Origin of the sequence: Dolichospermum flos-aquae CCAP 1403/13F (genome assembly GCF_012516395.1) — a bacterium.
Lineage (GTDB): Bacteria > Cyanobacteriota > Cyanobacteriia > Cyanobacteriales > Nostocaceae > Dolichospermum > Dolichospermum lemmermannii.
Genome location: NZ_CP051206.1, coordinates 239,012 through 264,168, shown reverse-complemented (window position 1 = coordinate 264,168; position 25,157 = coordinate 239,012). Strand labels below are relative to the sequence as shown.

The 25,157-nt window shown below is 38.3% G+C and carries 22 protein-coding genes, 1 tRNA gene and 1 pseudogene; 11 read left to right on the top strand and 13 right to left on the bottom strand.

Annotation, left to right across the window (positions count from 1 at the left end; all coding sequences use genetic code 11):
• Positions 1 to 57 precede the first annotated feature (57 nt).
• The 3 genes from HGD76_RS01370 to HGD76_RS01360 all read left to right on the top strand — a co-directional run bounded on the left by HGD76_RS01370 (position 58) and on the right by HGD76_RS01360 (position 3,146).
• Positions 58 to 1,911, top strand: coding sequence for an AAA family ATPase (locus HGD76_RS01370; RefSeq protein WP_168694746.1), 1,854 nt, complete (start codon positions 58 to 60; stop codon positions 1,909 to 1,911).
• Positions 1,912 to 2,210: 299 nt separating this feature from the next.
• Positions 2,211 to 2,486, top strand: coding sequence for a hypothetical protein (locus tag HGD76_RS24765; protein WP_210422376.1), 276 nt, complete (start codon positions 2,211 to 2,213; stop codon positions 2,484 to 2,486).
• Between the two features lie 18 nt (positions 2,487 to 2,504).
• Complete coding sequence (locus tag HGD76_RS01360; RefSeq protein WP_168694745.1) at positions 2,505 to 3,146, top strand: FGGY-family carbohydrate kinase; 642 nt, start codon at positions 2,505 to 2,507, stop codon at positions 3,144 to 3,146.
• 74 nt (positions 3,147 to 3,220) lie between these two features.
• On the opposite strand, the gene HGD76_RS01355 is transcribed toward HGD76_RS01360, so the two are convergent.
• The 5 genes and pseudogenes from HGD76_RS01355 to HGD76_RS01335 form a co-directional block, all read right to left on the bottom strand.
• Positions 3,221 to 6,586 carry an N-6 DNA methylase gene (locus HGD76_RS01355; protein ID WP_168694744.1) on the bottom strand — a complete coding sequence of 1,122 codons (3,366 nt, stop codon included), beginning with the start codon at positions 6,584 to 6,586 and terminating at the stop codon, positions 3,221 to 3,223.
• A 130-nt stretch (positions 6,587 to 6,716) separates the two neighbouring features.
• A complete protein-coding gene (locus HGD76_RS01350; RefSeq protein WP_168694743.1) occupies positions 6,717 to 8,252 on the bottom strand; it encodes a phytoene desaturase family protein in 1,536 nt (511 codons plus the stop codon).
• Between the two features lie 317 nt (positions 8,253 to 8,569).
• Positions 8,570 to 8,926, bottom strand: a pseudogene (locus tag HGD76_RS01345) (ISNCY family transposase); the annotation flags it as partial.
• 33 nt (positions 8,927 to 8,959) lie between these two features.
• Positions 8,960 to 9,760: a nucleoside triphosphate pyrophosphohydrolase gene (mazG, locus tag HGD76_RS01340; protein WP_168694742.1), complete on the bottom strand. Its 801-nt coding sequence runs from the start codon at positions 9,758 to 9,760 to the stop codon at positions 8,960 to 8,962.
• 4 nt (positions 9,761 to 9,764) lie between these two features.
• Entirely contained in the window at positions 9,765 to 10,349 is a 585-nt protein-coding gene (locus HGD76_RS01335) for a metal-binding protein (protein WP_168694741.1), read from the bottom strand.
• Positions 10,350 to 10,511: 162 nt separating this feature from the next.
• Here HGD76_RS01335 and HGD76_RS01330 point away from each other — a divergent pair.
• Positions 10,512 to 10,584: transfer RNA gene (locus HGD76_RS01330), tRNA-Val, on the top strand.
• 282 nt (positions 10,585 to 10,866) lie between these two features.
• Positions 10,867 to 11,037: a photosystem II assembly protein Psb34 gene (gene psb34, locus HGD76_RS01325; protein WP_168632213.1), complete on the top strand. Its 171-nt coding sequence runs from the start codon at positions 10,867 to 10,869 to the stop codon at positions 11,035 to 11,037.
• Positions 11,038 to 11,188: 151 nt separating this feature from the next.
• Here the strand turns inward: psb34 and pgsA are convergent, their stop codons facing one another.
• The 4 genes from pgsA to glcD form a co-directional block, all read right to left on the bottom strand.
• The gene (gene pgsA, locus HGD76_RS01320) at positions 11,189 to 11,701 is read right to left on the bottom strand and encodes a CDP-diacylglycerol--glycerol-3-phosphate 3-phosphatidyltransferase (RefSeq protein ID WP_168694740.1); all 513 of its coding nucleotides are present in this window, start codon (positions 11,699 to 11,701) and stop codon (positions 11,189 to 11,191) included.
• Between the two features lie 150 nt (positions 11,702 to 11,851).
• Complete coding sequence (locus tag HGD76_RS01315; protein WP_168694739.1) at positions 11,852 to 12,439, bottom strand: hypothetical protein; 588 nt, start codon at positions 12,437 to 12,439, stop codon at positions 11,852 to 11,854.
• A complete protein-coding gene (locus HGD76_RS01310; RefSeq protein WP_168694738.1) occupies positions 12,439 to 13,680 on the bottom strand; it encodes a glycoside hydrolase family 10-like protein in 1,242 nt (413 codons plus the stop codon). Before HGD76_RS01310 ends, HGD76_RS01315 begins: the two co-directional genes overlap by 1 nt.
• Before the next feature lie 179 nt (positions 13,681 to 13,859).
• Positions 13,860 to 15,329: a glycolate oxidase subunit GlcD gene (glcD, locus tag HGD76_RS01305; protein WP_168694737.1), complete on the bottom strand. Its 1,470-nt coding sequence runs from the start codon at positions 15,327 to 15,329 to the stop codon at positions 13,860 to 13,862.
• Between the two features lie 128 nt (positions 15,330 to 15,457).
• Here glcD and HGD76_RS01300 point away from each other — a divergent pair, with 128 nt between their 5' ends.
• Together HGD76_RS01300 and HGD76_RS01295 are read left to right on the top strand one after the other, a co-directional pair.
• Positions 15,458 to 15,703 carry a UPF0175 family protein gene (locus HGD76_RS01300; protein WP_168632208.1) on the top strand — a complete coding sequence of 82 codons (246 nt, stop codon included), beginning with the start codon at positions 15,458 to 15,460 and terminating at the stop codon, positions 15,701 to 15,703.
• Positions 15,700 to 16,191, top strand: a complete 492-nt coding sequence (locus tag HGD76_RS01295; RefSeq protein WP_168632207.1) for a PIN domain-containing protein — start codon at positions 15,700 to 15,702, stop codon at positions 16,189 to 16,191. The genes HGD76_RS01300 and HGD76_RS01295 overlap by 4 nt, the downstream gene beginning before the upstream one ends.
• A 114-nt stretch (positions 16,192 to 16,305) precedes the next feature.
• Here the strand turns inward: HGD76_RS01295 and HGD76_RS01290 are convergent, their stop codons facing one another.
• Positions 16,306 to 16,563: a hypothetical protein gene (locus HGD76_RS01290; protein WP_168632206.1), complete on the bottom strand. Its 258-nt coding sequence runs from the start codon at positions 16,561 to 16,563 to the stop codon at positions 16,306 to 16,308.
• A 391-nt stretch (positions 16,564 to 16,954) separates the two neighbouring features.
• Here HGD76_RS01290 and HGD76_RS01285 point away from each other — a divergent pair, with 391 nt between their 5' ends.
• Both HGD76_RS01285 and HGD76_RS01280 read left to right on the top strand, forming a co-directional pair.
• Entirely contained in the window at positions 16,955 to 18,451 is a 1,497-nt protein-coding gene (locus HGD76_RS01285; protein WP_168632205.1) for a serine/threonine-protein kinase, read from the top strand.
• 240 nt (positions 18,452 to 18,691) lie between these two features.
• A complete protein-coding gene (locus HGD76_RS01280; protein ID WP_168632204.1) occupies positions 18,692 to 19,240 on the top strand; it encodes a hypothetical protein in 549 nt (182 codons plus the stop codon).
• Positions 19,241 to 19,332: 92 nt separating this feature from the next.
• Here the strand turns inward: HGD76_RS01280 and HGD76_RS01275 are convergent, their stop codons facing one another.
• The 3 genes from HGD76_RS01275 to HGD76_RS01265 all read right to left on the bottom strand — a co-directional run bounded on the left by HGD76_RS01275 (position 19,333) and on the right by HGD76_RS01265 (position 22,561).
• Positions 19,333 to 21,021 carry a WD40 domain-containing protein gene (locus HGD76_RS01275; RefSeq protein WP_168694736.1) on the bottom strand — a complete coding sequence of 563 codons (1,689 nt, stop codon included), beginning with the start codon at positions 21,019 to 21,021 and terminating at the stop codon, positions 19,333 to 19,335.
• Positions 21,021 to 21,896, bottom strand: a complete 876-nt coding sequence (locus HGD76_RS01270; RefSeq protein WP_168694735.1) for a S1 family peptidase — start codon at positions 21,894 to 21,896, stop codon at positions 21,021 to 21,023. Before HGD76_RS01270 ends, HGD76_RS01275 begins: the two co-directional genes overlap by 1 nt.
• 110 nt (positions 21,897 to 22,006) lie before the next feature.
• Positions 22,007 to 22,561, bottom strand: a complete 555-nt coding sequence (locus tag HGD76_RS01265) for a COP23 domain-containing protein (RefSeq protein WP_168632201.1) — start codon at positions 22,559 to 22,561, stop codon at positions 22,007 to 22,009.
• A 432-nt stretch (positions 22,562 to 22,993) separates the two neighbouring features.
• On the opposite strand from HGD76_RS01265, the gene HGD76_RS01260 reads away from it, so the two are divergent.
• Both HGD76_RS01260 and HGD76_RS01255 read left to right on the top strand, forming a co-directional pair.
• A complete protein-coding gene (locus HGD76_RS01260; protein ID WP_168632200.1) occupies positions 22,994 to 24,505 on the top strand; it encodes a Ycf46 family AAA ATPase in 1,512 nt (503 codons plus the stop codon).
• Between the two features lie 122 nt (positions 24,506 to 24,627).
• Positions 24,628 to 25,113 (top strand): SH3 domain-containing protein, encoded by a 486-nt coding sequence (locus tag HGD76_RS01255; protein WP_168694734.1) that lies wholly within the window; start codon positions 24,628 to 24,630, stop codon positions 25,111 to 25,113.
• The last annotated feature ends 44 nt before the right edge of the window (positions 25,114 to 25,157 follow it).

Genomic DNA, 25,157 nt, shown 5'->3' with positions numbered 1-25,157 from the left:
GGACAAGGTATTGCCAGAAACAATGGTTTTTTTAGAGTCAATTTTTGGAGGAATCTGATGAGTGATTTATTCAAGGGATTTGAGCAGTTAGTGGAACTGGTAAAAGCTCTAGAAGAAAAAGCAGAAAACGGAGAAATCAAGACCAATGTCCAGTTTAACTCCCGACCCCTAAGCAGTATTCCCAGAACAGGAAATATCCCTCGTACCAGTAATATGGGGGGTAATATGGGCAGTATGGGTAATGATGTGGGTACAAGTCGGATGAACACTCAATCCCCCCCAGCTTCTGGTGCAGGTCCCTCAGATCCAGTTGTTCCTCCCGATCCTACTTCAGGTATTGCTCTTAAAGATATCGGTGGACTGAGCGAAATTCTTAAAGAACTCAAGGAACTGATTGCTATTCCTTTAAAACGCCCTGACCTCCTCGCCAAATTGGGACTAGAACCCACCCATGGCGTACTGTTGGTTGGTCCTCCAGGCACCGGTAAAACTCTCACCGCCCGGGCTTTAGCTGAAGAACTGGGCGTTAACTACATTGCCATTGTCGGTCCAGAAGTCATCAGTAAATATTACGGTGAAGCGGAACAAAGACTGCGCGGTATCTTTGAAAAAGCCGCCAAAAATGCTCCCTGTATTATTTTTATTGATGAAATTGATAGCCTCGCCCCAGACCGCAGTGCCGTAGAAGGGGAAGTTGAAAAGCGTCTGGTTGCCCAATTATTAGGCTTGATGGATGGTTTTTCCCATAGCCCAGGGGTGATTGTTCTCGCGGCTACCAACCGCCCTGACCACCTTGACCCAGCCCTGCGACGACCGGGAAGATTTGACCGAGAAGTGCAGTTTCGCATTCCTGATATCAACGGCCGCAAAGAAATCCTGCAAATTCTCACCCGTTCCATGCCCTTGGATAACACGGTTGACCTCGATTTTATCGCCGAGCGGGCGGTGGGATTTGTGGGGGCTGATTTGAAGGCCGTTTGTCAAAAGGCGGCTTACACAGCTTTGCGTCGTCAAGTTCCTTCTATAGAGGTGCAAGCGCCAGAAAACATGACGGTTATTCAAACTGATTTTTTGCAGGGACTAAAGGAAATCAAACCAGCTGTACTTCGCAGTGTGGAAGTTGAAGTTCCCCAAGTTGCTTGGGATGATATTGGTGGTTTAGAGAATATTAAGCAAACCCTGCGAGAATCTGTAGAAGGGGCGCTACTTTATCCAGAACTTTATCTACAAACTAAGGCTATAGCTCCCAAGGGGATTTTGCTATGGGGTCCTCCGGGAACTGGCAAAACTTTATTAGCCAAGGCTGTGGCTTCCCAGGCCAGGGCTAATTTTATTGGTGTCAACGGACCAGAGTTACTGACTCGTTGGGTGGGCGCTAGTGAACAAGCAGTGCGGGAATTATTTGCCAAGGCGCGACAAGCAGAACCCTGTGTGATATTTATTGATGAAATTGATACCTTAGCCCCAGCACGAGGAACTTACAGTGGTGATTCTGGCGTGAGTAACCGGGTAGTAGGGCAATTATTAACTGAGTTAGATGGTGTAGAAGTCGGTGCAAGTATTCTGGTCATTGGGGCGACAAACCGTCCTGATGCTCTTGACCCAGCGTTATTACGGGCGGGCAGGTTAGATTTACAACTTAAAGTAGATTTACCTGATTTGGCCAGTCGTTTAGATATTTTGCAGGTCTATACTCAGGGACGACCATTATTAGACGTGAATTTAACATATTGGTCTGAAGTCACAGAAGGCTGGAATGGCGCTGATTTAGTATTGCTGTGCAATCAAGCTGCTGTGGAAGCTATTCGCCGTTTCCGAGGGCAAGGACAGACAGATCCTGCTGATATCAGAATTACTAATAATGATTTTGAATATTCTCATCAGGTTTTAGTCAGTCAACGTCATGCTTAGTTAGATTCTCACTGTTACCCCCGGCTGCAAGGAATTTGTCCGGGGGTCACAAAACATAGAAAAGTAAGTGCAATGACCATACTACTGGTAATTGTTTTTAGCCTCGCTACAACTGGATAGAATTGTTATGAGTTGATTTGTTATGAGTTGATTTAGCGATCGCTTTACAGCAGTTTCCGATATTATGGGGTAAAGACAAGATACGCGCAAAATTTAGCACGACGTAAAGTTTTGTAAAGTATTCATGTATTTATGCCTTTCAAACATTGCTTAGTTTGAGTCAATTTAGGCAATGTATAATGAAGAGAGAAACAGATCATAAGGCTTTCAGCCATTCTTACCCAACCACCCCAACTTCCCTTTTCGGCAAAGATGATTTCTCACCCTCATCCCCCTGTAAAAGTAGCGTCAAAGCGAGAGCGGGAATATTTGCGTCCACAGGATTAAAAGCCGCAGCCGAGAATGGTAATGCTCTTTTTAGCACAATTGACACCTTTTTGATTTGGCATTTAACAGGTGGTACAGAAGGCGGTTTGCATATCACTGATGTTACCAACCCACCTTCCGCACCCTAAACTGTCACACAACGAAAAATGGTCGTTTGGGGATTTGAGATTGGCGAACTGCTTGCAGCAGCGCTTCGCTATCGCCACCTAAGATTCCAACAATTTTGTATCAAAATTATCATCAAAGGTATTCAAAAATCCGAAATTACCGATTGTGACACTGGGGGGTGCGGAATGTCGGTTACAGATAACGGTGGTGTTTATTTTGTCCCTGCTTTTTCTGGGTTATTTGCTCCCTATTGGCGCAATGATGCTAGGGGTGTAATTGTGGGTATGACTAGCTACACAAATAAAGGTCATATTGCCCGTGCGGTGTTGGAAGCTACAGCATGGCAGACTCGTGAAGTTTTGGATGCGATGAGAGAAGACGCGCAGGTAAATTTAACTGCTTTGAAGGTAGATGGAGGGATGGTTTATAACAACCTGCTAATGCAATTTCAAAGCGATGTGTTAGGTGTGCAAGTGATTCGTCCCCAGGTATCAGAAACTACTGCTTTAGGGGCAGCTTATGCTGCTGGGTTGGCGACTGGTTTCTGGAGTAGTCTGGAGGAGTTAGCTGATAATTGGCTTTTGGATCAGACTTGGGAAGCGAAGATGGATGCTGTGGAGAGGGAAGGTTGTTATCGGCTTTGGAAGAAGGCGGTTACTAAAACTTTTGATTGGGTGTAATCAGTTGCAAGGGCAGATTTACCATGCCCCTACAATTTAGGATAATTTATATGGATGCACTCAAGTCAATACGTTTATGCAAATCTATCTTCAGTATATGCCTTTATGGATCGGGGTCTAACTGTTTGCCAGGGATATCGAGGTTGTAACTTGTTTAACGGGAAACTACCAAGACGATTTTCAATATGATCTTTTTCTCTGTCAGTGATGTTGAACATGGTGTAAACAGTTTCATCAATTTGGTTAAGAGCATTGAAAAAATCGGATTCAACTTCTTGAAAATCAGCAAATCGCTGGCGATAGTTTTGCATCAAAGTGGTATAATCTTGAGGCACATTCAATTTTTGAATGGTTGCCTTAGAAATAGTTTCATCAGTGCTATTAGTTAAGAGTAAATAAACTAATTCTGCTAAATCAGCATCAACCAGTTCTAGTGAAAACAAATCTGCGCGAATACAGTTACCATCCAAGGTTAATTCTTCTGCTAATACGTCTTCTGTACTCCAGCTAGAAAAGTTTAAACCCAAACGGCGATCGCTCAACCTGTAGCGACTTGTGACAATTTGCTTTTCTACTTCTGATAATAGCCACTCATTGGGATTGTTTCTGGCAATACTAGCTAAACGAGCTAGATTATTATACCCATCTACTAATTGCTGTTCTATATCAGAGGGTAAATTTCTCACCCAGGGTAAAGCTTCAAGAGTTCGAGGATATATAGTAGTCCGTGACGAACCTTCTAGAACTGCTGTACGCATTTTTATTAAAGAATAGAAACGTACTAACTTACTATTAATAAAAGCAGCTATAGATTCGGCAGCAGGTCCATCTATTTTAGGAAGCGCAAGAATTACTGTGTTGTGAGCGGCAATATCTTGTGTATACACAACTGATGAAAATAATGCTTTTGTAAGAGTTGGAACAGCTATAAATGTTGAATGTATCCTATCTCTCCAAATACTAGGTTTTTGAACATCTTCAAGATTTATCCATCCTTCAGGTTCTCCATACCAACCAATTGACAAGTTTCTACCTTTAAGTATTTGGATTGAACGATTGCCTGTAGAGCTTTCAGTAACTTGTGCATTTTTACCTACCTGAATTCCGTAAGTGAACCAAAATGGGCGGTTATTTCCACTTGTTTGTTTTGCAACGGCTTCTTTTAACTCAACAACCTTTCCACCATTACCGTTTGGATAAAGTTTTTTTAATATTGGAACATCATGAGGATGCAGCAATGGCAACAAATAATCTCCCCACAAACCTTCTGTGGGATTACTTGGATCAATAGCAGTAATTCTTGGACTAATTTTAGCATCAAAGAAATCTGCATATCGCACTTTTACAGGTAAGTCCTGTTGTAGTAGTAATGATGCTAGTTGGTGTAAACCACCCTGTATTAACACAAAAAAAGTAAAAATCAATACTTGCTCATTTTTACCCCAATTAGAAGGAACATAAACTTCAATTTCATCATCTTCTTGGGCTGATGTTTTTTCAATTACTAACAACATCGGAATTACATTTGCATCCCACTGTTTTCCAGCAAATTCTAGCCAAACTATTTTTCTTAATGCTGCATTTTGTCTGGGATAAAGAAGTTTCCAAACCTTTGCGGCTGCTTCTGAATTAGCATAGCCACCACTTACCACCATGCCTAAAAAACCACCCGGTTCTAGCCATTTTGTCAAAGAACGATAGAGAAAAACTAAACCTGTGTCGGCATTTTGTCCCCAGACTTGTTGCCATAGTCCTTTCATTTCCTCGCCATATTTTACCCGTTCTGCACGAATATAAGGCGGATTTCCGAGAATGTATTTCCACTGACTGCGATCGCGTTCCAATGATCCAGGAGATAAGAAATCTTCTCCTAAAATCGAAACCAAATCATCATCCCGAAGCAAACTGTTTAAGTTATAAACATAAATATTGGGAATATCTGTTTGATTTCTAGAAGGTTTAAATCTTATCATTGCCCACATTAATTGAAAGTGGCTGATAAAAGCAGCAAATGGATTCAGATCAAACCCCCAAACATTTTTTTGTAGTTCTTGCAATACAAAATCTACATCTAAACCTCTTGCTTTTGCATCTTCTAAACAGCGATGAACATAGCGTACGAGAAATGAACCACTGCCACAAGATGGATCTAGTAATTTTCCTTCTTCGTGCCTGAAAACTGTTTGTTCTAATAACCAATCAACAATGGTCGGAGGTGTATAAAATTCTCCTAAGCGTTTCCGTTTAGCAGCAGGTAAAAATGCTTGATAAATGTCTCCTAAAATTTCTTCAGATAAACCCGAAAAATCATAAGCATTAAATCGGAGAATCAGACGTTGTAAGGCTTCATTTAATGCTCCATTGGTTTCATAAATCCAATCAAACACATTTTGTTCAAATGGCTCATGATACAGCCGCCCCAAATCCTCAGCAACCAGTTTTACTAATGCCTTTGCATCTCCAATTAGGTGATCAACAAACGCTGACCAATCTTGTGGACCACCATTAGAAAGTCGTCGTCTATTGGTTAATCCCAAATCTTCTACCAATCGTAGAAATAAAACTCGTGCAATCAATACAGCTACAGAATCAGCTGCAAATGCCTCCTTAATTCTTTCTTGCGTTTGTTTATCTTTTGCATTGATTTCTCGCCCATATTGAGCTTCAAACTGGGGTAAAATATCCTCACATAAATGCCTTTCAAAATTAAATTTACGCTTGAGGCGCATCATTGCTCGATCTCTACTATCTGTCGTCGCAGATGCTAAATTGCCCTCAGCTTCTTTTTCTTGCTGCTTAAAATATTCATAATTTCTACTTAAGTCTGCAATAACACCTTCTGCGGCAGCGTTTAATTCTGTAAAACTAATTTGTAAATCTCGCCGCAATTGATTTAAAGTATCATTTGCATCAAGTTTTAAATAAATATAAGGTAGGTTTCCCTCAATAAAAGTTTGCCATTGATTATTGTGAGATGCTTGTGAATAAGAAATAAATTTGAGTGTTTCTCTTAATTCTTCAAAAGTAATATTAGATAAATAAATTGGATTTTCTAATTCTTGAACAGCGTCACCTGTTGGCATAACAATCCAAAGATAGTGAGCCGTCAGAAATACAACATAGCGAGTTAAACCTTCAACATATTTGCGCTTTTGATTCCATAGCTTTTGTCGTCCGGTTTCTGTAGTCAGTTCTTTATCATCTTTTTTTAAATCACCCACAACCCAAGCAATTTTTTCATGGGTTAAAAGCTTAATATCTGCATACCCTCCTCCAGCTGCATCCTCTGTGACAACATGATCTTTAGGATAATCAAGCAATCCTGCCAAAAAATCTCTGACATCTGGATTGTAGGATCTTTCCGGCCTATTCCACTCTAAAGCCAGCCATTTTTCTAATGGGTTCAGGTGTTGTTTTGGTGATCTACTATTTTTAGGCACAGTCTAACCTCTTTATATTTCAGTGATGATTGATATTCTAATATACAACAGATTAGTATTATGCGATTTGCTTGCAGCGGCACTTCGCTATCGCTTATCCTTTCCCTTCTCTCTCAATAAGCGATCGCTACTAAAAAATATCACTGAGTAATTGTAAATGTTGCTGCACAGGCGCAATAGTATTAGCAACAATCATCCCACTAGCAGCCACAGCCGGCAACCCAATCCCCGGAAAAGTCGAATCTCCACAACACAACAACCCCGATAAAGGAGTATTCCCACCAGGAAATAAACCCTTCCCTGCCGCTATAGCTGGTCCATAACTACCATGATGACGACGCAAAAATCGCCCATGAGTGAGGGGAGTACCTACCAAACTAACTTCGCAACGGGAACGAATATCAGGAATAATTCTTTCTAAAGCTTGCCACATCACCTTTGCACGTTCTTGTTTTAACAACGCATATTCTTCGCTATTGCGTTCTTTCCCTTGCCAAATAGCATAAGGTTCATTACCAGGAGTATAAACGTGAATTACGTGCTTACCCACTGGTGCTAAAGACGAATCAAGAACTGAAGGAATAGATACAACTACCACATTTTGCGGTGCAGTTACCCCTTTGTCCCAATCGTTAACTACAATGTAGTGAATACCCAGATTTTCAGGCAATCCTGCTGCATCAATACCTAAATGCAGGTGCATAAAACTATCACACTCAGGTATTGCTTGTTGCTTTTCTGCATACCGTTTAGGTAAAGCACCTTCAGGAATGAGTTTGAGGGTATCCCAAACAGAAGCATTAGAAACAACAGCTTTACTGGCTCGGATTTCTTGACCACTCCGCAGACGTACCCCGACAGCACGGTTATTTTCTACTAAAACTTGCTCCACATGAGCATTCAAAACTAACTTACCACCATGTTTAGTCAACCCCCGTACCAGTGCATCAACTAATGCACCACTTCCCCCAATCGGATAATCTAACTGCACATGAGGACGATACCAATCTGCAAACATGAAAGCCACTTCTGCGGCAATTGTCCCATCTGCGGGTAATCCAGATAACAGGAAGCAAAGCAAATCTAACCAGTTACGAATAAATGGATCTATGATTACACCATCAATAATGTTAGAAAAAGACCCTGTTAATTTGATGACGTTAGCGGCCTGTTGCAGTAAAGCTGGGGCAAATTTACCCATAGTTAACACCGCACCTAAATCGTAGCGTAAGGCAGAGGGTGGGAGAGCAGTGGCACTCTTACCCAAAGGTGTCATAATTTCCTGGAGTTTGCGCCATTGTGCTACAGCTTTATCTCCCCGCAGTTGTTGCAATATTTCACAGAATTGGTCAGCACCAACTTGAGCATCAAAGTAGCCTTCTGGTAAATAACAACCCCAGGTATTGTAATTGACGCAGGGTAAATCTTCGCCAATAGCATCTAAAACTTGACGTAAGGGATTAGGTGAAGGGGTATAAGATAAACCAGAATATAAAGAAGGTCCAGACTCAAACTTGTAGCCATTGCGTTCAAAAGCATGAGCCGCACCACCGGCAATGGAGTGGCTTTCTACTACTGTGACATCAATTCCATAGCGTGCCAAGAGTGCAGCGCAACTCAATCCGCCAATACCGCTACCAATTACGACTACTTCTGTGTTGCTCATAAAGAATGCTTGATGACTGGGCTTTTTCAAAAATCATAGATAATGGATTTATTCTCAATTCTCGTCAACTTTGGTTAGCAGTAGGTTAGCTGGAAAAATTCAAATCATGTAACGGTATGTAAGGTTGATTCAATCCGTTATTGTTGTTGAGTTTTAGCAATTTTACAAAACCCAATATATTTGGATTTTATCACACGAACCTATTTACCTATTGATGATTCATGTCAACAAGAATAAAAATTTTATCCATTTGAATGTGTTTTCATAAAAAATTACAATTTTACTTTTGTTATATCTGGCTTTATTTTAGCATTTTAGTCATCTCCTAAAAGGGTTGCAGCATAACCATACTTATTTTGATGATTCTTATTTAACCATCTTTTAACAGCCGCATTTTCACAATCTTGTTTTTGATGTCCATCTTGTTTTTTAATAAATTCTGGTTCTAAATTAATTACTTGTTTTTGATTAGGAGAAACTACAATGGGTGTGACACAGCCATGAAAATAAGTTGTAGTTCCATTTCGATGATTACGAAAATTACAATGAGGGCAACTAATTTTCTTAGATGAGAAATATTCTGTCCCATCTAAAGCGATTAAAATTTCTTCATCTAAGTAGACAAACTTTTTCAAAACTCCATTTTTATTTAACCATTCTATAGACCTCTTGAAAAGTCATAAAGAATATTTAAATTCACCTGATGTCTAATGACCAAGTTGAGCTTTAGCCTGTTGCCACAGGGCATCTAATTCTTCTAAACTATAATCTGTCAACGGACGTTCAATTACAACCTCCATTTTTTGTAACCGTTGAATAAATCGCTGACTTGTCCCTTGTAAACCCGCACTAGGATCAAGTTTATGCCATCTGGCAATTTGAATAATGGCAAATAGTAAATCACCTAATTCCGATTCTTGTCTTTCTTTGGTTTCTTCAGCTAAAGCCTGTTGAAATTCCCCTAACTCTTCGTGAAATTTTCCCCAAACTTCATCTACATTATTCCACTCAAAACCAACTTTAGCAGCTTTTTCAGATATCTTCATCGCCGCATTTAAGGGCGGAAGACTGCGACGATAACGATTCAATTTATCACTGAGTTTTTGCTCTTCTACAGTTTCTCCTTTTTCCGCTGCTTTGATGGTTTCCCAATTTTTGTGTACCTCTTCCATATTTGCCACAGTCACATCAGCAAATACATGAGGATGACGACGTATTAACTTTTGAGCAATACCCTCAGCTACTTCTTGCAGAGAAAAATCACCCGCTTCACTGGCAATTTGCGCCTGTAATACTACTTGTAATAATAAATCACCTAATTCTTCAGAAATAGCCTTTTTATCCCCAGTTTGAATTGCATCTACCACCTCATAAGCCTCCTCAATCACGTAAGGAGTCAGGCTTGACGGGGTTTGTGCCAAATCCCAAGGACAACCTTGAGGCGATCGCAATTTCGCCACCACATTTATTAACTCTTGTAATGCCTCTAAAGTCTGATTAACTTCCATATTTTTACCGCTTTTTGACACTGCGACGACTGGGGCTAACTTTACGTTTCTTAATTTTGCCACGGGGGAGTAAACCTTGAATACCCTGTTTTTGATATCGCTTATAACCGGAAACAGTCCAATCACTACAAGAATGACTCATTGCACCGAGTTCACAGCCGACAAAGAGGGCAAAAAATTCTCCATAATACATATAGATGGTCTTCCCCACAGTTCCCCACCGTTCTCCCCAATTCCAAGCCACATTTCCCAACTTGGTGAAAATCATCACCACCACAATGGCTACCAAGGCTAAAAAAGTCGTCAGATACACCACCCGTAAAGTTGTGCCAATAATCGGACCGTGAGATAAAAAAGAGCGATGTCGCAGACTTTTTTGATAAGGTAGCCAAATCCATCGCAGAAAACCCCAACGCTGAAATTGACGGGAGTAAATATCCAAATCGGGACCAAACATCAGCCCCCCAAACATAAACCCACCCGCCACTAACAAAGTCATATTACTGCTGTGAGTGGAAATCAGCGTTATACTCGCCACTACAGGCATAGACCAGATAGTAATGCGATCATGCGTTTGACCAGAGGGCATCTTAGAAAATTAAAAGTTCAAAATTAAAAATTAAAAATTTTAGTCCTGAGTCAGTATAGCTCAATACCGTTTAAATCAAGCTTTCCCAGCTCTAAAAAAAAGTTTATCAAAAGACTTGCAAAATTTGGCAAGGCTATGCTATATTGATTGAGTGAAAGAAACGGGCGGTTAGCTCAGTTGGTAGAGCGCCTGCCTTACAAGCAGGATGTCATCAGTTCGAGTCTGGTACTGCCCATTTAAAATCGAAATTCTCTTTGCATGGCAGTTTACAACTAGTTGTAAACTGCTAAAACATTTTTTGGCTAAATTTTTAATTAGATTAATCTTAACCCACCTTCGCTAACTTCCCACTGGAAACCCGCGCAGGTGGGTTTTTTCATGGCTGGCTGCTTCTCTAATTTCAGATAAGCAAGGCTTGTCTTTAACATCAATTATTTTTTTGTCAAGTTCTATTGACACTTTGTAACAATCTTGTTATATTAATTTACATAAAGTAACAAACCCAAGAAAAAACATTATGTATACCACAACTAATGAAAAAGGCATTCTTAACAACTACGCCAAAGAACCCAAACTTTACTACGCAGAATTTCCTACAAAAGCGCAACAAAGCACCTATGCCTTTCAAGGTGTAGTAGCAATATTATTTTTAACTTCTATAGTTCTAATTACCTTGGGGGTTAGCTAAAATTTCCCGCTTCGGTATTTGTATCTAATCGTCATTCAAATTTTCTCCTAATTAACCCTGGTCAGTTTCGCCAGGGTTTTTTATTGCTGAGTTAAAAAATCTTGTGTAATCTGGTTTTTAAAATTCGAGTTTCATCTTCATAAATTTATTTTTACTCGCTAATTTTTTGAGGAATGAGATAAATTATTCCGGAAACAATTGTTAAGATTACAGATATCCAAAAGGCAATTAAAACCGGAGTTTGCCAAGTTGGAGATAAGGGGGAAATTAGTAGAGATATGGCGATGATTTGACTAACCGTTTTCAGTTTACCCCAAATATTTGCACCAGTAATAGTAGTTTGATTAACTCGCCAACCTGCGATCGCTAATTCCCGTGCTAAAATTATAAACACTGCCCAAGCTGGAATTTTTCCCAATTCTACCAATACTAACAATGGTGCAAGTACCAATAATTTATCTACTAAAGGATCAAGAAACTTACCTAACTCGCTAATTTGGTTAAGTTTTCTGGCTAAATATCCATCTAACCAATCAGTTAACGCTGCAATTAAAAATATTGTCAAACATATCCACTTTGCTTGATTTGTGGGATTGTATAAACCGTAAAGTAAAAAAGGTATTCCTAGCAGTCGAGAAAAAGTAATCCAATTAGGTAGAGTCATGACAATTTAAAATTACAAACCAAAGCTAATTATATAACCGTATGCAATTGAATGAGGAACAAAATTTATATTGGGAAAGGGAATAAGTAATTTTCCAAGTCCATTCTTTCTTCTTTCTTCTTTCTTCCCTCCTGACTCCTGACTCCTCTATTACAAATCTTTGATTATTTTCACAGCAGAGATTCCTGTGAATATTGCCACCAATAACCAGGTAATAGCTAATCCCGCAACTTCCCCTAAAAATAAATTGGTACTTCTGTGCAAAAATAAACCTACAGTTGAACCAATGGGGATAGCTATCATCCAAATCATCATATTCACAAATATCCATTTCCATGCTGAAGAAAATGATGGAGGAATAGCTAACCACCATTGTGATATACCAATTAATAAACCACCAATACCACCAATAATAATTCCCGCAAAAAGTCGCGTGGGTAGAAACGGAGAATTAGTCACAGTCCAACCCAAAACACCAATCCCCATTGCGGCAATAATTACCCAGGGAAAAAGGGTAGATAATACCCACTTTACAGGAGAAATTATTTTTCTGAGCAGATAACTTTGGGGGATAGCAATTGTTAAACTCCCGATAGCAGCTTCCATGAGACTCATATCTGGTTTTTCACTAATCTCAATCATTAATAAACTAAATAAAAAACCCAATGAAGTAGCAAAAATCCATTTTAATGTAAAATTTAGAATTCGATATTTAGGTTTAACAGGTGATAATTGCATTATAATTTCTTTAATTTTAATGGTCTAAGGGCTTGAGTATCAAACATCTTTAAAAAAGCCTGACGACGCTGATAAGGTGATTCGGGAATAATGTAACCCCATAAACTTTCCCAATAGAAGAAAGAGAACCCAGCAAACTTTTGATTACGGACTATTTTCACCTGTTCCTTAACTTGATCAATATCTACAGGCTTTAATAAATTTCCTGTTGATATCCCAATAGCCACGGGAATTTTTTTCATGGCTGATTTTATTGCTGGTTTAGATATTTCTTGAATAAAAGAGTTTTTTTCACGGCGATATACTTGTAAAATCAACTCATCTATCAGATCTTTTTTCACCCAATTTTCCCAATCTTGTAAATAGTATTTATAAGCAAAATATTGTGAATTCGGAGAAAGAGATATTTTGGCATAGGGTTTAATTGCCTTTACAGACTTAAAAATACTGTCCATAAATGCAGTAATTTTATTAGCCCTCCAACGCATCCATTTGGGGTCAAAAGGATTAATAGGTGGTGTTTTTCCTTGATGTTCTTTTTGATAAAGTTGTATAGTAAAAGCATCATAACCAAACTGTACAGGCATTCCAAAATGATCATCAATTTGAATGCCATCTACATTATAATTTTTGATAACTTCTAAAATTAAACCGCGGATAAAATTCTGGACTTCTGGATGTAAAGGATTTAACCAAGCTTGCTTATAAACTCCATTGATCATATCTTCTATTAAATTTTCAGATATAGATTCTACACCCTTTTGTCCAATAGTTAACCAGTCTGGATGTAGTTTAGCTAAAGCAGAATCAGGAGGAGTCATTAACCCATATTCAAACCAAGGCATTATTGTCAAATTTTTACTTCTGGCTAATTTTACTAACTTGGCTAAAAAATCATTCTTACCATGAATAAAATTCAGCAAAGGTTGACTATCTGAACCTGTATTTTTTTTTGCTAAAGGACTTTTATAAAAGGTGTAACCTCGATTCCAAACTACTGGATAAATGGTATTAAAATTAAGTGCGGCTAATTGATTTATAGCCCTTTCAATACCCCAAGGAATATAAAATACACCACTAGCAACATTAGTCAGCCAAACACCACGAATTTCTGTAGTTACAGGTAGAGAATTTGAATTTTGAGTATAATCAGGATTTGCAGAAATTGGAAATATTGTTAAACTAATGACAAATCCCAAACACAAAAAATACACAAAAAACCGCCGTAATACAGAATTCATTAGTTAAATAAGTCTAGATTGCTAATATCTATATAACTACAAAATCCAATTTTATTGTCGGGATTAGATAAAGATATGAATATTTTTTGATAAAACAAGGAACAGAGAAGAGGGAACAGGAAACAGGGAACAGAAAAATATTGATTCTTCATTCTGACTCCTGACTCCTGACTCCTTTCTTAGAATCTTTCTACACCTGAGAATTGTTGAATAGATGCTTTAGCTGCTTCTCCACAAGTGCGAGGTGTGGGAAAAATCTTGCCAGGATTTGCCAAACCTTGGGGATTAAATACCTGTCTTACCCATTGCATTGTTTCTAAATCAGCTTCACTAAACATATCGGGCATATAGCATTTCTTATCAGCACCAATACCATGTTCACCGGAAATACTTCCACCTACTCTTACACATAGCCTGAGAATTTCTCCTCCCAATTCTTCGACTTTTTCCAATTCTCCATGTACAGAATTATCAAATAAAATTAATGGATGTAAATTACCATCTCCAGCATGAAAAACATTAGCAATAGGATAACCATATTCATAACTTAATCTCTCAATTTCCTGGAGAACATAAGGTAATTGAGTGCGAGGAATTACCCCATCTTGCACATAATAATCTGGGCTAATATGTCCCGCTGCGGCAAAAGCTGCTTTTCTACCTTTCCATAATTTTAATCTAGTTTCTGGGTCACTAGCACTAGTAACATTTCGCGCCCCATTCTTTTTGCAAATTTCTATAACTCGCTGTTTATTGGCAGAAACTTCTACTTCTAAACCATCAATTTCTACTAACAAAATAGCCGTCGCATCACGAGGATAACAATTAGTAGCAACAACATCTTCTACGGCATTGATACTAATATTATCCATCATTTCCATGCCACCGGGAATAATCCCCGCGCTGATAATATCAGAAACAGTGGCAGCCGCAGCATCTACGCTGGTAAAATCTGCTAGTAATACACAAATAGATTCCGCACTTTTGAGAATTTTTAAAGTGATTTCTGTGGCAATTCCTAATGTTCCTTCTGAACCGACAAATACACCTGTTAAATCATAACCCGGCATTTCAGGAATTTGTCCACCAACATCAACTATTTCACCGTCAGGAAGCACAAGTTTTAAGCCTAAAACATGATTTGTTGTCACACCATATTTTAAACAATGGACTCCCCCAGAATTTTCGGCAATATTGCCACCAATGGAACAAATAATTTGACTAGAAGGGTCAGGTGCAAAATAAAAACCAGCGCCGCTAACGGCTTGTGTCACCCAACTATTAATTACTCCTGGTTGCACTACAGCCCGTTGATTTTCTAAATCAATACTGAGGATTTGTCGCATTAAAGAAGTGACAATTAAAACGGAATTTTCCGTTGGTAAAGCCCCACCAGATAAACCTGTTCCTGAACCTCTCGCAATAAATGGAACGGAGAATTGATTGCAAATTTTGACAATTTCTGATACTTGTTCTGTGGTTCTGGGTAATACTGCAACTGGGGGACGTTGTTTATAGCTGGTTAAACCGTCGCATTCATAGGTGAGAAGTTCTTCTTTGCGTTGAACTACACCTTTTTCACCAACTACAGCGACAAATTTTTTGATAATAGGTTTCCAGTTGATTTGTTTTTTATCTTGGGTAAGCATAGATTTTTTTATTGTTGGGATAGTACAATATTGATTTAAGTTTTTGTTATTATATCACATAACAGGCAATTTTTTAAAATTTTGTGTATAATAAATATAGCATATTCATTAACAACAATTCAGAAAAAATGAGTATTGTAATTACAGAAGACACATTAAAAACAATTTCCATGTCTGAAGATGAATTACTCCTGGAAATAGCAATTATGTTATTTCAACAAGAAAAATTTACTCTTGGACAAGCGAGTAATTTTGCGAAAATGAATCAATTACAACTTCAAAAAATCTTAGGTAGTCGTCAAATCTCTCCCCACTATGATCTAGCAGAGTTGAAAGAAGATATTGATAGTTTAGAGGCTAATAACTGGCTATGATTATTGTTAGTAATACTTCGCCTATTAGTAATTTAGCCGCTATTGGACAGCTTAATTTATTACAAAAACTTTATGGCAATATTATGATACCTATTATGGTCTATCAAGAAATTATTGCTTCTGGACAAACTGATCCAGCGACCCTTGCAATTCAAAATTTAGACTGGATTAAGATTTATCCTACCACCAATGAAACCTTACTAAAACAATTGCAAATAATTCTTGATCCTGGTGAAGCTTCTGCAATTACTCTGGCTGTTGAATTCAATGCAGATCGTTTAATTATTGATGAAAGAAAAGGCAGAAATGAAGCAAAAAAACAAGGTTTAAAAATAACTGGTATTTTAGGTATTATTTTAGCTGCTAAAGAAAAAGGATTTATTGACTTAGTTCAACCACTTTTAGATGATTTAATGGTTAATGGCTTTTGGCTTAATAAATCTTTATATCATGAAGTATTAGTATTAGCTAATGAGAAAAATACTTAATTTTTACTATTGTATCACATAAGATATCGGTACACTTTTAACGAAAAAAGCAATTAAGTCTGAGGTATCAACAATTATTTCTTGATTCATGATTTTATATTAAAATAGTTGACTTTAATATAAAATATCATCAATATGTTCTGCATAGTTAGTAGATAATTCTGCTTGTTGATCTTTGATTATAAATTCAGGGTCAGGATTAGGAATTTCTAAACTTCCACAGAGTTCCCAAGTTTTAGTTTTGATTAAATTTGATGGTTCTACCGCTAAATATGCTTCCAAGGCTTTAAGCAAAATATTTTGTAAAGAATCAGATTGATTTTGCAATTGATTCATTAATTGATCAGGAATCTCTAATGTAACTTTATTCATGGTGATTGAGAAATAAAAATCCGTTTTATCAAAATTATACCATCATTTATATTTTAGATCAACAGAGTTTAAACCGTTAACTAGGACTAATGCAAAGTTGATCTGCGTTGTCTATGATGGAATTGTCATGGAATGTCCAGAGAATGAGGTGGAACGTTGGATAATTACCTCCTGATCTGGAGCATAGATTAATAAATTAATTTTACTGCGCTGGATGGCAATTTAGAAGATTGGCTTTTGAAAATGTTTCATAATATTTTAGGGCTTTTGGAAAATTTATATTATCAATGCACCCTTCCCAAATCTATATCTTAATAAGCCTCACCTCCCATAGTCGTAACCAGGTGTATAAATGGTATAAAGATATTGTCGGATGTTGGGCGTAACTGGGATGACAAACGAAATTACTGTAGGTCAAATTATTGGTGGACGTTTCCAAATTGTTGAAGAACTCGGTAGCGGTGGATTTGGAGTTACCTTCAAAGCGCAGGATACAAAAACACAAGGAAATCCTGTTTGTGTTGTTAAGCAGTTTAAACCTGTAGATCCAACGAACTGGAAAAAAGGCTTAGAATTATTTGAACGGGAAGCAGAAAACCTGAAACACTTAGGTGATCATGACCAAATTCCTACATATTTTGATTACTTTACGGAAAATCAAGAGTTTTATTTAGTACAAGAATACATTAAAGGTCACGCCCTCAGTCAGGAGTTAACACTCGGTAAACAACTCAGTGAAACTGACGTAATTGAGCTTTTACGGGATATTTTAGGAGTTTTAAGCTTCGTTCACCAAAATGATTTAATTCACAGGGATATCAAACCTGAGAATATTCTGAGACGTGAATCTGATGGGAAAATAGTTTTAATTGACTTTGGAGCAGTTAAAGAAATCCCTACACTATTAATTACTCCACCAGCACAACCACGAGTTGTTACTAATATATATAGTCATGGTTATGCACCCAAAGAACAACAAGATGGTAAACCACCACAATTTAGTTTTGATATCTATGCAGTTGGTGTCATTGCTATCCAAGCCTTAACAGGTATAAATCCATCTGTTATATCATTACCTATTGACCCTGAAACAGAGGAAATTGTTTGGCTAGATCACGCTCCTCATGTTAGCACAAAATTAGCTAAGATTATTGATAAAATGGTGCGCCGGAATCACAAGGAGCGTTATCCATCAGCAATAGAAGCATTAGCAGCAGTTAACGAACTCCTCTTTGTAACACCAGCAACAACTACAGGAACAACTACAGGAACAACTACAGGAACAACGCAAAAAATACCACCACTAACCACAAAAATTCCTCAGAACATATTCTTAGTTGCGGGAGTAGGAGTAGTTGCGGTTATTACCCTTGTGATTTTCTGGCTAAAATCTCAAATAATACATCCTCAACCCAACTTTTTATCTTATCCATATCAGGACACCAATACTAAATATCCTGAGAACTGGACTCCCCAAAAACCACCAGGGGAATTTGGCGGTGAATTAATCAACTTTTTACCCGAAAATATCCATTCTGAGAATTCCTGTTTTCCAGTATTTACAGTTAATAGGGAGGAATTTGGCGAAAAAATTCTCTCTCTCAATGAATTTAAAGCCAAAACTATAACAAAAATCAAAGCTAATAATTCATATTCAAACCTTAAAGACGAAACTACACCAGAAACAACTTTATCTGAATTTCCAGCCTACAAACTCGCTTATTTTTTTCAAGATAATGAATGTAAATTTCGAGTTTTAGAAATTAGCACAGTCAGAAAAGGTAATGGTTACTATCTTACCTTCAGGGCGACAGAAAAAGAATTTGAGCAATACTTAGGAACGGTAGAAGCAATGATTAAGTTATTTAAAATAAATGACGCTAAATAATATGTTTACACAACCTGTTTAAATCAAAGTTAGTTAAAATCACTGTGTAGGTTGCCTTGAGAAAAATCTAAAAAAGTAGCGGAAATGCTTGGTTTAAGGTCTTTAAAAGCAACCATAAATTTAGTTAATGTATTACTAAATATTGAATAAGCTATGTAAAATCAAGGAAAAACAAAATACATTACTATAATCAAAAGTGATAAACTTAACAAATCATCCCATGTTTACCATCATTAGATTATGCGTACCATTCGTCACCTTACCAAAGTTAGCACTCTCACAGGTGTAGCTTTAACCAGTCTACTCGTTTCTAGTCCTCCAGTAGCAGCACAAAGGGCGTGCGTTGTTACCGATAGTGGCAATGTTGTATGCGGCAGACTTCAGCAGAATTCTCAAAAACCTAGCAGTGCCAAAAACCAAACTGTAGAATTTGAACATATTAATGTAACTTTGCAAGGCTGTAAACGTTCCTCTTCTACCGTGAATTGTCACTTTCTATTAACTGCTAAACAAGATAGTGATGTATCTTTTATATGCCGTGAAAGCAAGATGTTTGATGTATATGGAAGTGAGTATTTTTGTAAGCAGGCACAAATAGGCAAAAGTAAAGAAGAAGGATCTCCTAATACAAGGATGCTTAAAGGTATTCCTCTGAAAGCAATAGCGACGTTCAAAGAGGTACCAACACAAGTAAAAGAGATAGCAGCAATTGAAGTGAAAGTTAATCCTTATGTTGACTATCAGAGATACTACAATGCCGTATTTCGCAGCATACCCATATCAGAGTAGCCTAGGTCTTGTTTAGGGTTGTCTAAACAATCAAGACCTATTCTCATCGCTGTTTTTACAACAGAAAAAAACAATCAAACTATCTACCCCTTCTACTCAGACACCCGCCAAACTTTAATATTACTTTCTCTACTCGCACTAGCTAGAGTTTTGCCGTCTGAACTAAAAATAACAGAATCAACGGTGTCAGCATAACCTGTCAAAGTGTGGATTTGTGTTCCCGTTGCCACATTCCACAATTTAATTGTATTGTCATCACTGCCACTAGCCAAAATTTGCCCATTGGGACTAAAAGCCACAGAACCAACTCGGTTAGAGTGACCTGTGAGAGTGCGGATTTCCGTTCCTGTGGCTACATTCCATAGTTTAATTGTATTGTCATCACTGCCACTGGCTAAAATTCTCCCATCGGGACTGAAAGCCACAGAACCAACCCGATCAGAATGTCCGTCAAAAGTCAGAATTTCTCCACCTGTTGCCACGTTCCATAGTTTAATTATCCTGTCATCACTGCCACTAGCCAAAATTTTGCCATCGGGACTAAAGGCCACAGCACTAACCTTAGTAGTATGCCCTGGCAGAGTGAGTATTTCCTTGGTTGTGGACACATCCCACAACTTGATAGTCCCATCACTACTGCCACTAGCCAAGGTTTTACCATTTGGACTGAAAGTGACAGAATAAACCGAGAAAAAACTTCCTTGAAGGCTGCCAATTTCCGTTCCTGTAGCGACATTCCACAGTTTAATCGTCTCGTCATTACTGCCACTAGCCAAGGTTTTACCATCTGGACTGAAAGCAAGCGACTCAATTCGGTCGGAGTGTCCTTGAAGAGTGCGGATTTTGCTTCCTGTAGCTATATTCCATAGTTCAATACTTCCATTCTTACTGCCACTAGCGAGAATTTCGCCCTTGGGACTCAAAGCAATAGCTGTTACCAAGAAAAAATCTCCAGGTAGGGTTTTCGCTAGGGTGAAAGGAACGCTAGGAACTTTTGTAACTGGTGGACTGGAAATTTTAGTAACTGGTTGAGGAGGATTTTTGGTGGTAGTTCGACTGGGAACTTTCGTAACTGCTGGACTGGGATTTATCCGTGTCCCAGTAAGTTGTAAATAAGTCTTCAACGCAATACCTAATGGAATAGTATCAGTATCACGATTATTAATATTTTTGGACGACTGACCGTAAATACCAACTAACTTGCCATTTTCATCAAGTATTGGTCCACCACTTTTGCCCTTGAGAACCTTAGTACCTAACCGCAAAGTATAACCGTCTTGATTTGGTTTTTGTGGTGGTCCAGTAATCAACCCTGAGTCAAAGTCAAATTTACGTTCAGTCAGTCCAACAGCTAGTTCTGGAAATCCACCTACATAAATAGGTTCTCCCCCAGTAATTTGGTCAGAATCTCCCATTTCTGCTAATTCATAATATTGATTACTGGTAAAGGTAAACTCTGCTAAATCCACATCTCCCAATTGTTTTACTTGTCGGTGGTTAAAGGTATATTGTCTACCATTGTATATTTGGACTGTATAGTTACCTTCTAAATTAACAACGTGCCAGTTAGTCAAAATTGTATAAGTATAAGCTGAACTTTGACTATTAGTTTTGCGTTTGATGATAATACCAGAACCAGACTTAGTACCATCAATACGAACTGTTATTTTTTCGGCAATAACATAAACTTCTTGACTTGATAATGCTGCTATACCATTCACCGGAAAGATGGCAATTGTTGTAGTCAGTAAGACTGATGATAGGATACGGCCAAACCTCATCAGTTACTCTCCAAATGACGTAGTAAAACCTGTTGATTAATAGGTATAGCCATACTAGAATCTATAATAAGTTTTTCTACTTGTGGTTCTGGTTGAGAACCATCTTGATATACTTCCGAACTATCCCACAGTGGGTTTTTATGTAAACTATTGATACCGATAACTTCACCCTTTATATTTAACAATGGTGCGCCACTCATCCCTTTACGAACATCATTAGTATAGCCAATCTGATAACCTCCCACTAAAGGCTTAGTCAGTAAAATGGAAACCTCACCAGCAGTAAACACAAAGCTATACCAGCTATTTTTGACTGTTTTCACCTCTGACTCAGGAATATCATCAGCAGTTCCTCTGGATATAAATCCTCCCACAAATACCTGCTCCCCAACTTGCAGCGTAGAGGTATTTCCTAACTTAGCTCCTGTATAAACTACATTATGACTGGAAAACTGCAAAACAGCTAAATCCTCTTGGGTAAATTTCGCCTTGGTTAAGACCGCAGCATTGTAAATAGATCCATCAACGGTGTGAATTTGATAGGGTGGTTTAGCGGCTCTTAAGACATGAGCATTAGTAATAACTGTATAAATATTGTCTGTTTTTTTTAGTAAAGTGCCTGAACCAAGTAAGGTTTGGGGTAATTGCTTGGTTGATATTTTTACTGTTATATTTTGTACTAATTGTTGTATTTGCTCTACAGTTAGGGTAGGTTCAGACTGAGAGGATGTTGGTATTGGACATTCAGAAATATTGCAATTACTAGAAATGCTTTGCTGTCTTGATATTGCTAGGGAAACACCACCAAGACAGATCACTAATCCTAGAGTATAAATAATTTTACTTCTAAACCAATACCAATTCCTGTTTGACATTAATTCCAAAAATGTTAAATGCTAAACTTTGAATTTTGACAGGAAATTAATCCAATTTCCCAAGTAGAAAATAAATCGTGAATATCAAGGAATTTAATGATTGTCAGTACCTAATTATCAGTACAGGTTTCATTATCTAGCAATTTCTTCACATCTATGTAAATATTACCTTCATCGTTGTAGGAGATCAGATTACATCCACTTAAATTAATTGGAGAATCACCTGCACCTCGACGGAAATCGGTCATTCTTACCAGCACTTCTTCAAAATCAGTTCCCGGTTTAAGGGTGACTAATAAATTATCGACTGTACAAGGTGCGCCTTCTTTATTGGCAATACATACAACTGGATAGCCGTTAAACTTCTTTCTGCCAGTAAAAAACAACTTACCTTGATCATAATAACGTTGTAATTTAGCGGTAACAATTTGACAGCGTTTCTGGGGTGGGAAGTTCTTAAAATCTTTGACAACCCAACGCAGAAAAGTCTCAGCACCCCGTGAACCGCGAACCTTGGTAACTGGTACATTTTCCTCTTGGGTACAGAAAAATTTGTTACCTCTGGCATAACTTGGTTCATTTAAAGAAATTCCTAAAGTCAAAAGGGAAGATACGGTGACGGCTGCTAGTCTTGGTAAAACTTGAGTCAAGAACCTTTGCTGCATAAATTCAAATATTAGTCATTGAAATCTACGTAAAAAACTACCATACAACATCTAGTTGCTTTTTTCGCTTCTTTGTCAAGTCTTTTCACTGAAAATTAATATTTTAGGACTAGCCCTTTCAAGGTGGTGAAATTTGTAACGAAGATTGGTTGTTTCAACCTTCCAAAAAAACAAAATATGAGCGAAATATTCACAAGGATAGCACTGCAAAGGCATATTTCCGTTAGTCACTTTGAAAGGGTTAGTCCTAGAATGTTGGGATCATTTTTATTCTTATTGGTCTTATTGACAATACCTGACCTATCTTGCCTCTTGCCTATTGCCTGGCTATCAAGACAATTTTCAACGTCAACCTACTTCATGTATTATAAGTTAGAGATTTTTTGAAGATCCTGAATTTCTAAATTTAAAAATTTAAGCATAATTACTTTTATGAATTTTCGTGATGAGTTTAAATTGTTACTCCGCGCCCGTTATCCGTTGATTTATATTCCTACTTATGAGGAGGAACGGGTAGAAGCGGCGATTCGGGAAGAGGCGACAAATCAAGGTAATCGTCCGGTGTATACTTGGGATTTTGTGGACGGTTATCAAGGAAGTCCTAATGATGTGGGGTTTGGTAAACGTAACCCGTTACAGGCTTTGGAGTTTGTGGAAAAGTTGACTGCTGCTGCACCTGCGGTGTTGATTTTACGAGATTATCATAGATTTTTGGATGATGTGGCGATCGCTCGTAAACTTCGTAATTTAGCCAAACTGCTGAAATCACAACCGAAAAATATTGTCCTATTATCCCCTCGCGTCGCTATTCCTGACGATTTGACGGAAGTGCTGACGGTGGTTGAGTTTCCCCTACCTAACGCCTCGGAAATCAAAATGGAGGTGGAACGGTTGTTACAAGCCACCGGGAATCCACCTGTTGGTAAGTTTTTGGATGATTTGGTGCGTTCTTGTCAAGGGTTGTCTATGGAAAGAATCCGCCGGGTATTGGCGCGAGGAATCGCCACTCATGGACAATTAGAACCGGAAGATGTAGATTTAGTTTTGGCAGAAAAGCGGCAAACTATCCGCCAAACCCAAATTCTTGATTTTTACCCCGCCACTGAGGAAATTACTGATATTGGTGGTTTGGATAATTTGAAAGATTGGTTAATTCGGCGTGGGGGTTCGTTTAGCGAAAAAGCCCGACAATATGGTTTACCTTATCCCCGTGGGTTAATGTTGGTGGGAATTCAAGGAACTGGTAAATCTTTAACGGCCAAAGCGATCGCTCACCATTGGCATTTACCTCTGTTACGATTAGACGTAGGGCGGTTATTTGGTGGTTTGGTGGGTGAGTCAGAATCCCGCACCCGGCAAATGATTCAAGTCGCAGAAGCGCTCGCTCCCTGTATACTTTGGATTGATGAAATTGACAAAGCTTTTTCGGGTTTGGGTAGCAAAGGTGATGCAGGAACTACCAGCCGGGTATTTGGGACTTTTATCAATTGGTTAGCGGAAAAAACTTCTCCTGTATTTGTTGTGGCTACTGCTAATGATATTCAGGCGTTACCACCAGAAATGTTAAGAAAAGGGCGATTTGATGAAATTTTCTTTGTCGGTTTACCCAGCCAAGAAGAAAGAAAAGCCATTTTCAATGTGCATTTATCCCGATTGCGTCCCCATAATTTGAACAGCTATGAAATCGAAAGATTAGCCTACGAAACCCCCGATTTTTCCGGTGCAGAAATTGAACAAACGTTAATTGAAGCCATGCACATTGGCTTTAGTCAAAACCGTGATTTCACCACTGATGATATTTTAGAGGCTGCTAGTCAAATTATCCCCTTGGCACGAACTGCCCTCGAACAGATTCAAAAACTCCAAGAATGGGCAGCATCCGGTAGGGCGCGTCTAGCCTCAAAATACAGTCCTTTAAGCGATCGCATTCAACGTCAATTATAGGAGTCAGGAGTCAGGAGTCAGGAGTCAGGAGGAAGAAAAGAAAGAAGAAAGAAGGAAGAAGAAAGCAGAAAAAAACTAACCAATTACCAATTACCAATTACCAATTACCAATTCCCTACTATATGCTTACAAACTTACTTAAAGTTATACTCGGTTTTATTTTAGCGATCGCAGTTTTATTAGGTACTGGCTTAACAGTTGCCCTATATTTTGTTAACCGTACCGCAGTAACTCCTCCCAAGCCACTGTATGCTAACGATAATCCTTCTAAACAAATTAAAAAGCCCAAAGCCACTCCCAAATCTCAATCGCAAAAATCAGCTACTCCCAACCCCACATCTAGCCCTACAGCTACTCCCACCCCCACTCCCACAGAATCACCCAAAGCATTGCCACCAGATGCTTACGAAGGAACAGTTACTTGGGCGCAAGGACTAAGTATGCGGTCTGAACCAGATGCAAATTCTTCCACTACTGGTGGAGTTGGTGGTAATAAAAAAGTAATTATTTTAGAAGAAAGCGCCGATAAAAAATGGCAAAAAATTCGCATTGCTGATACCGATAAAGAAGGTTGGGTAAAAGCAGGTAATATTCAACGTTCCCAGTAAGTAGGTGAGGATTAAAAATTATCCTATTTATGCTGATAAAATAG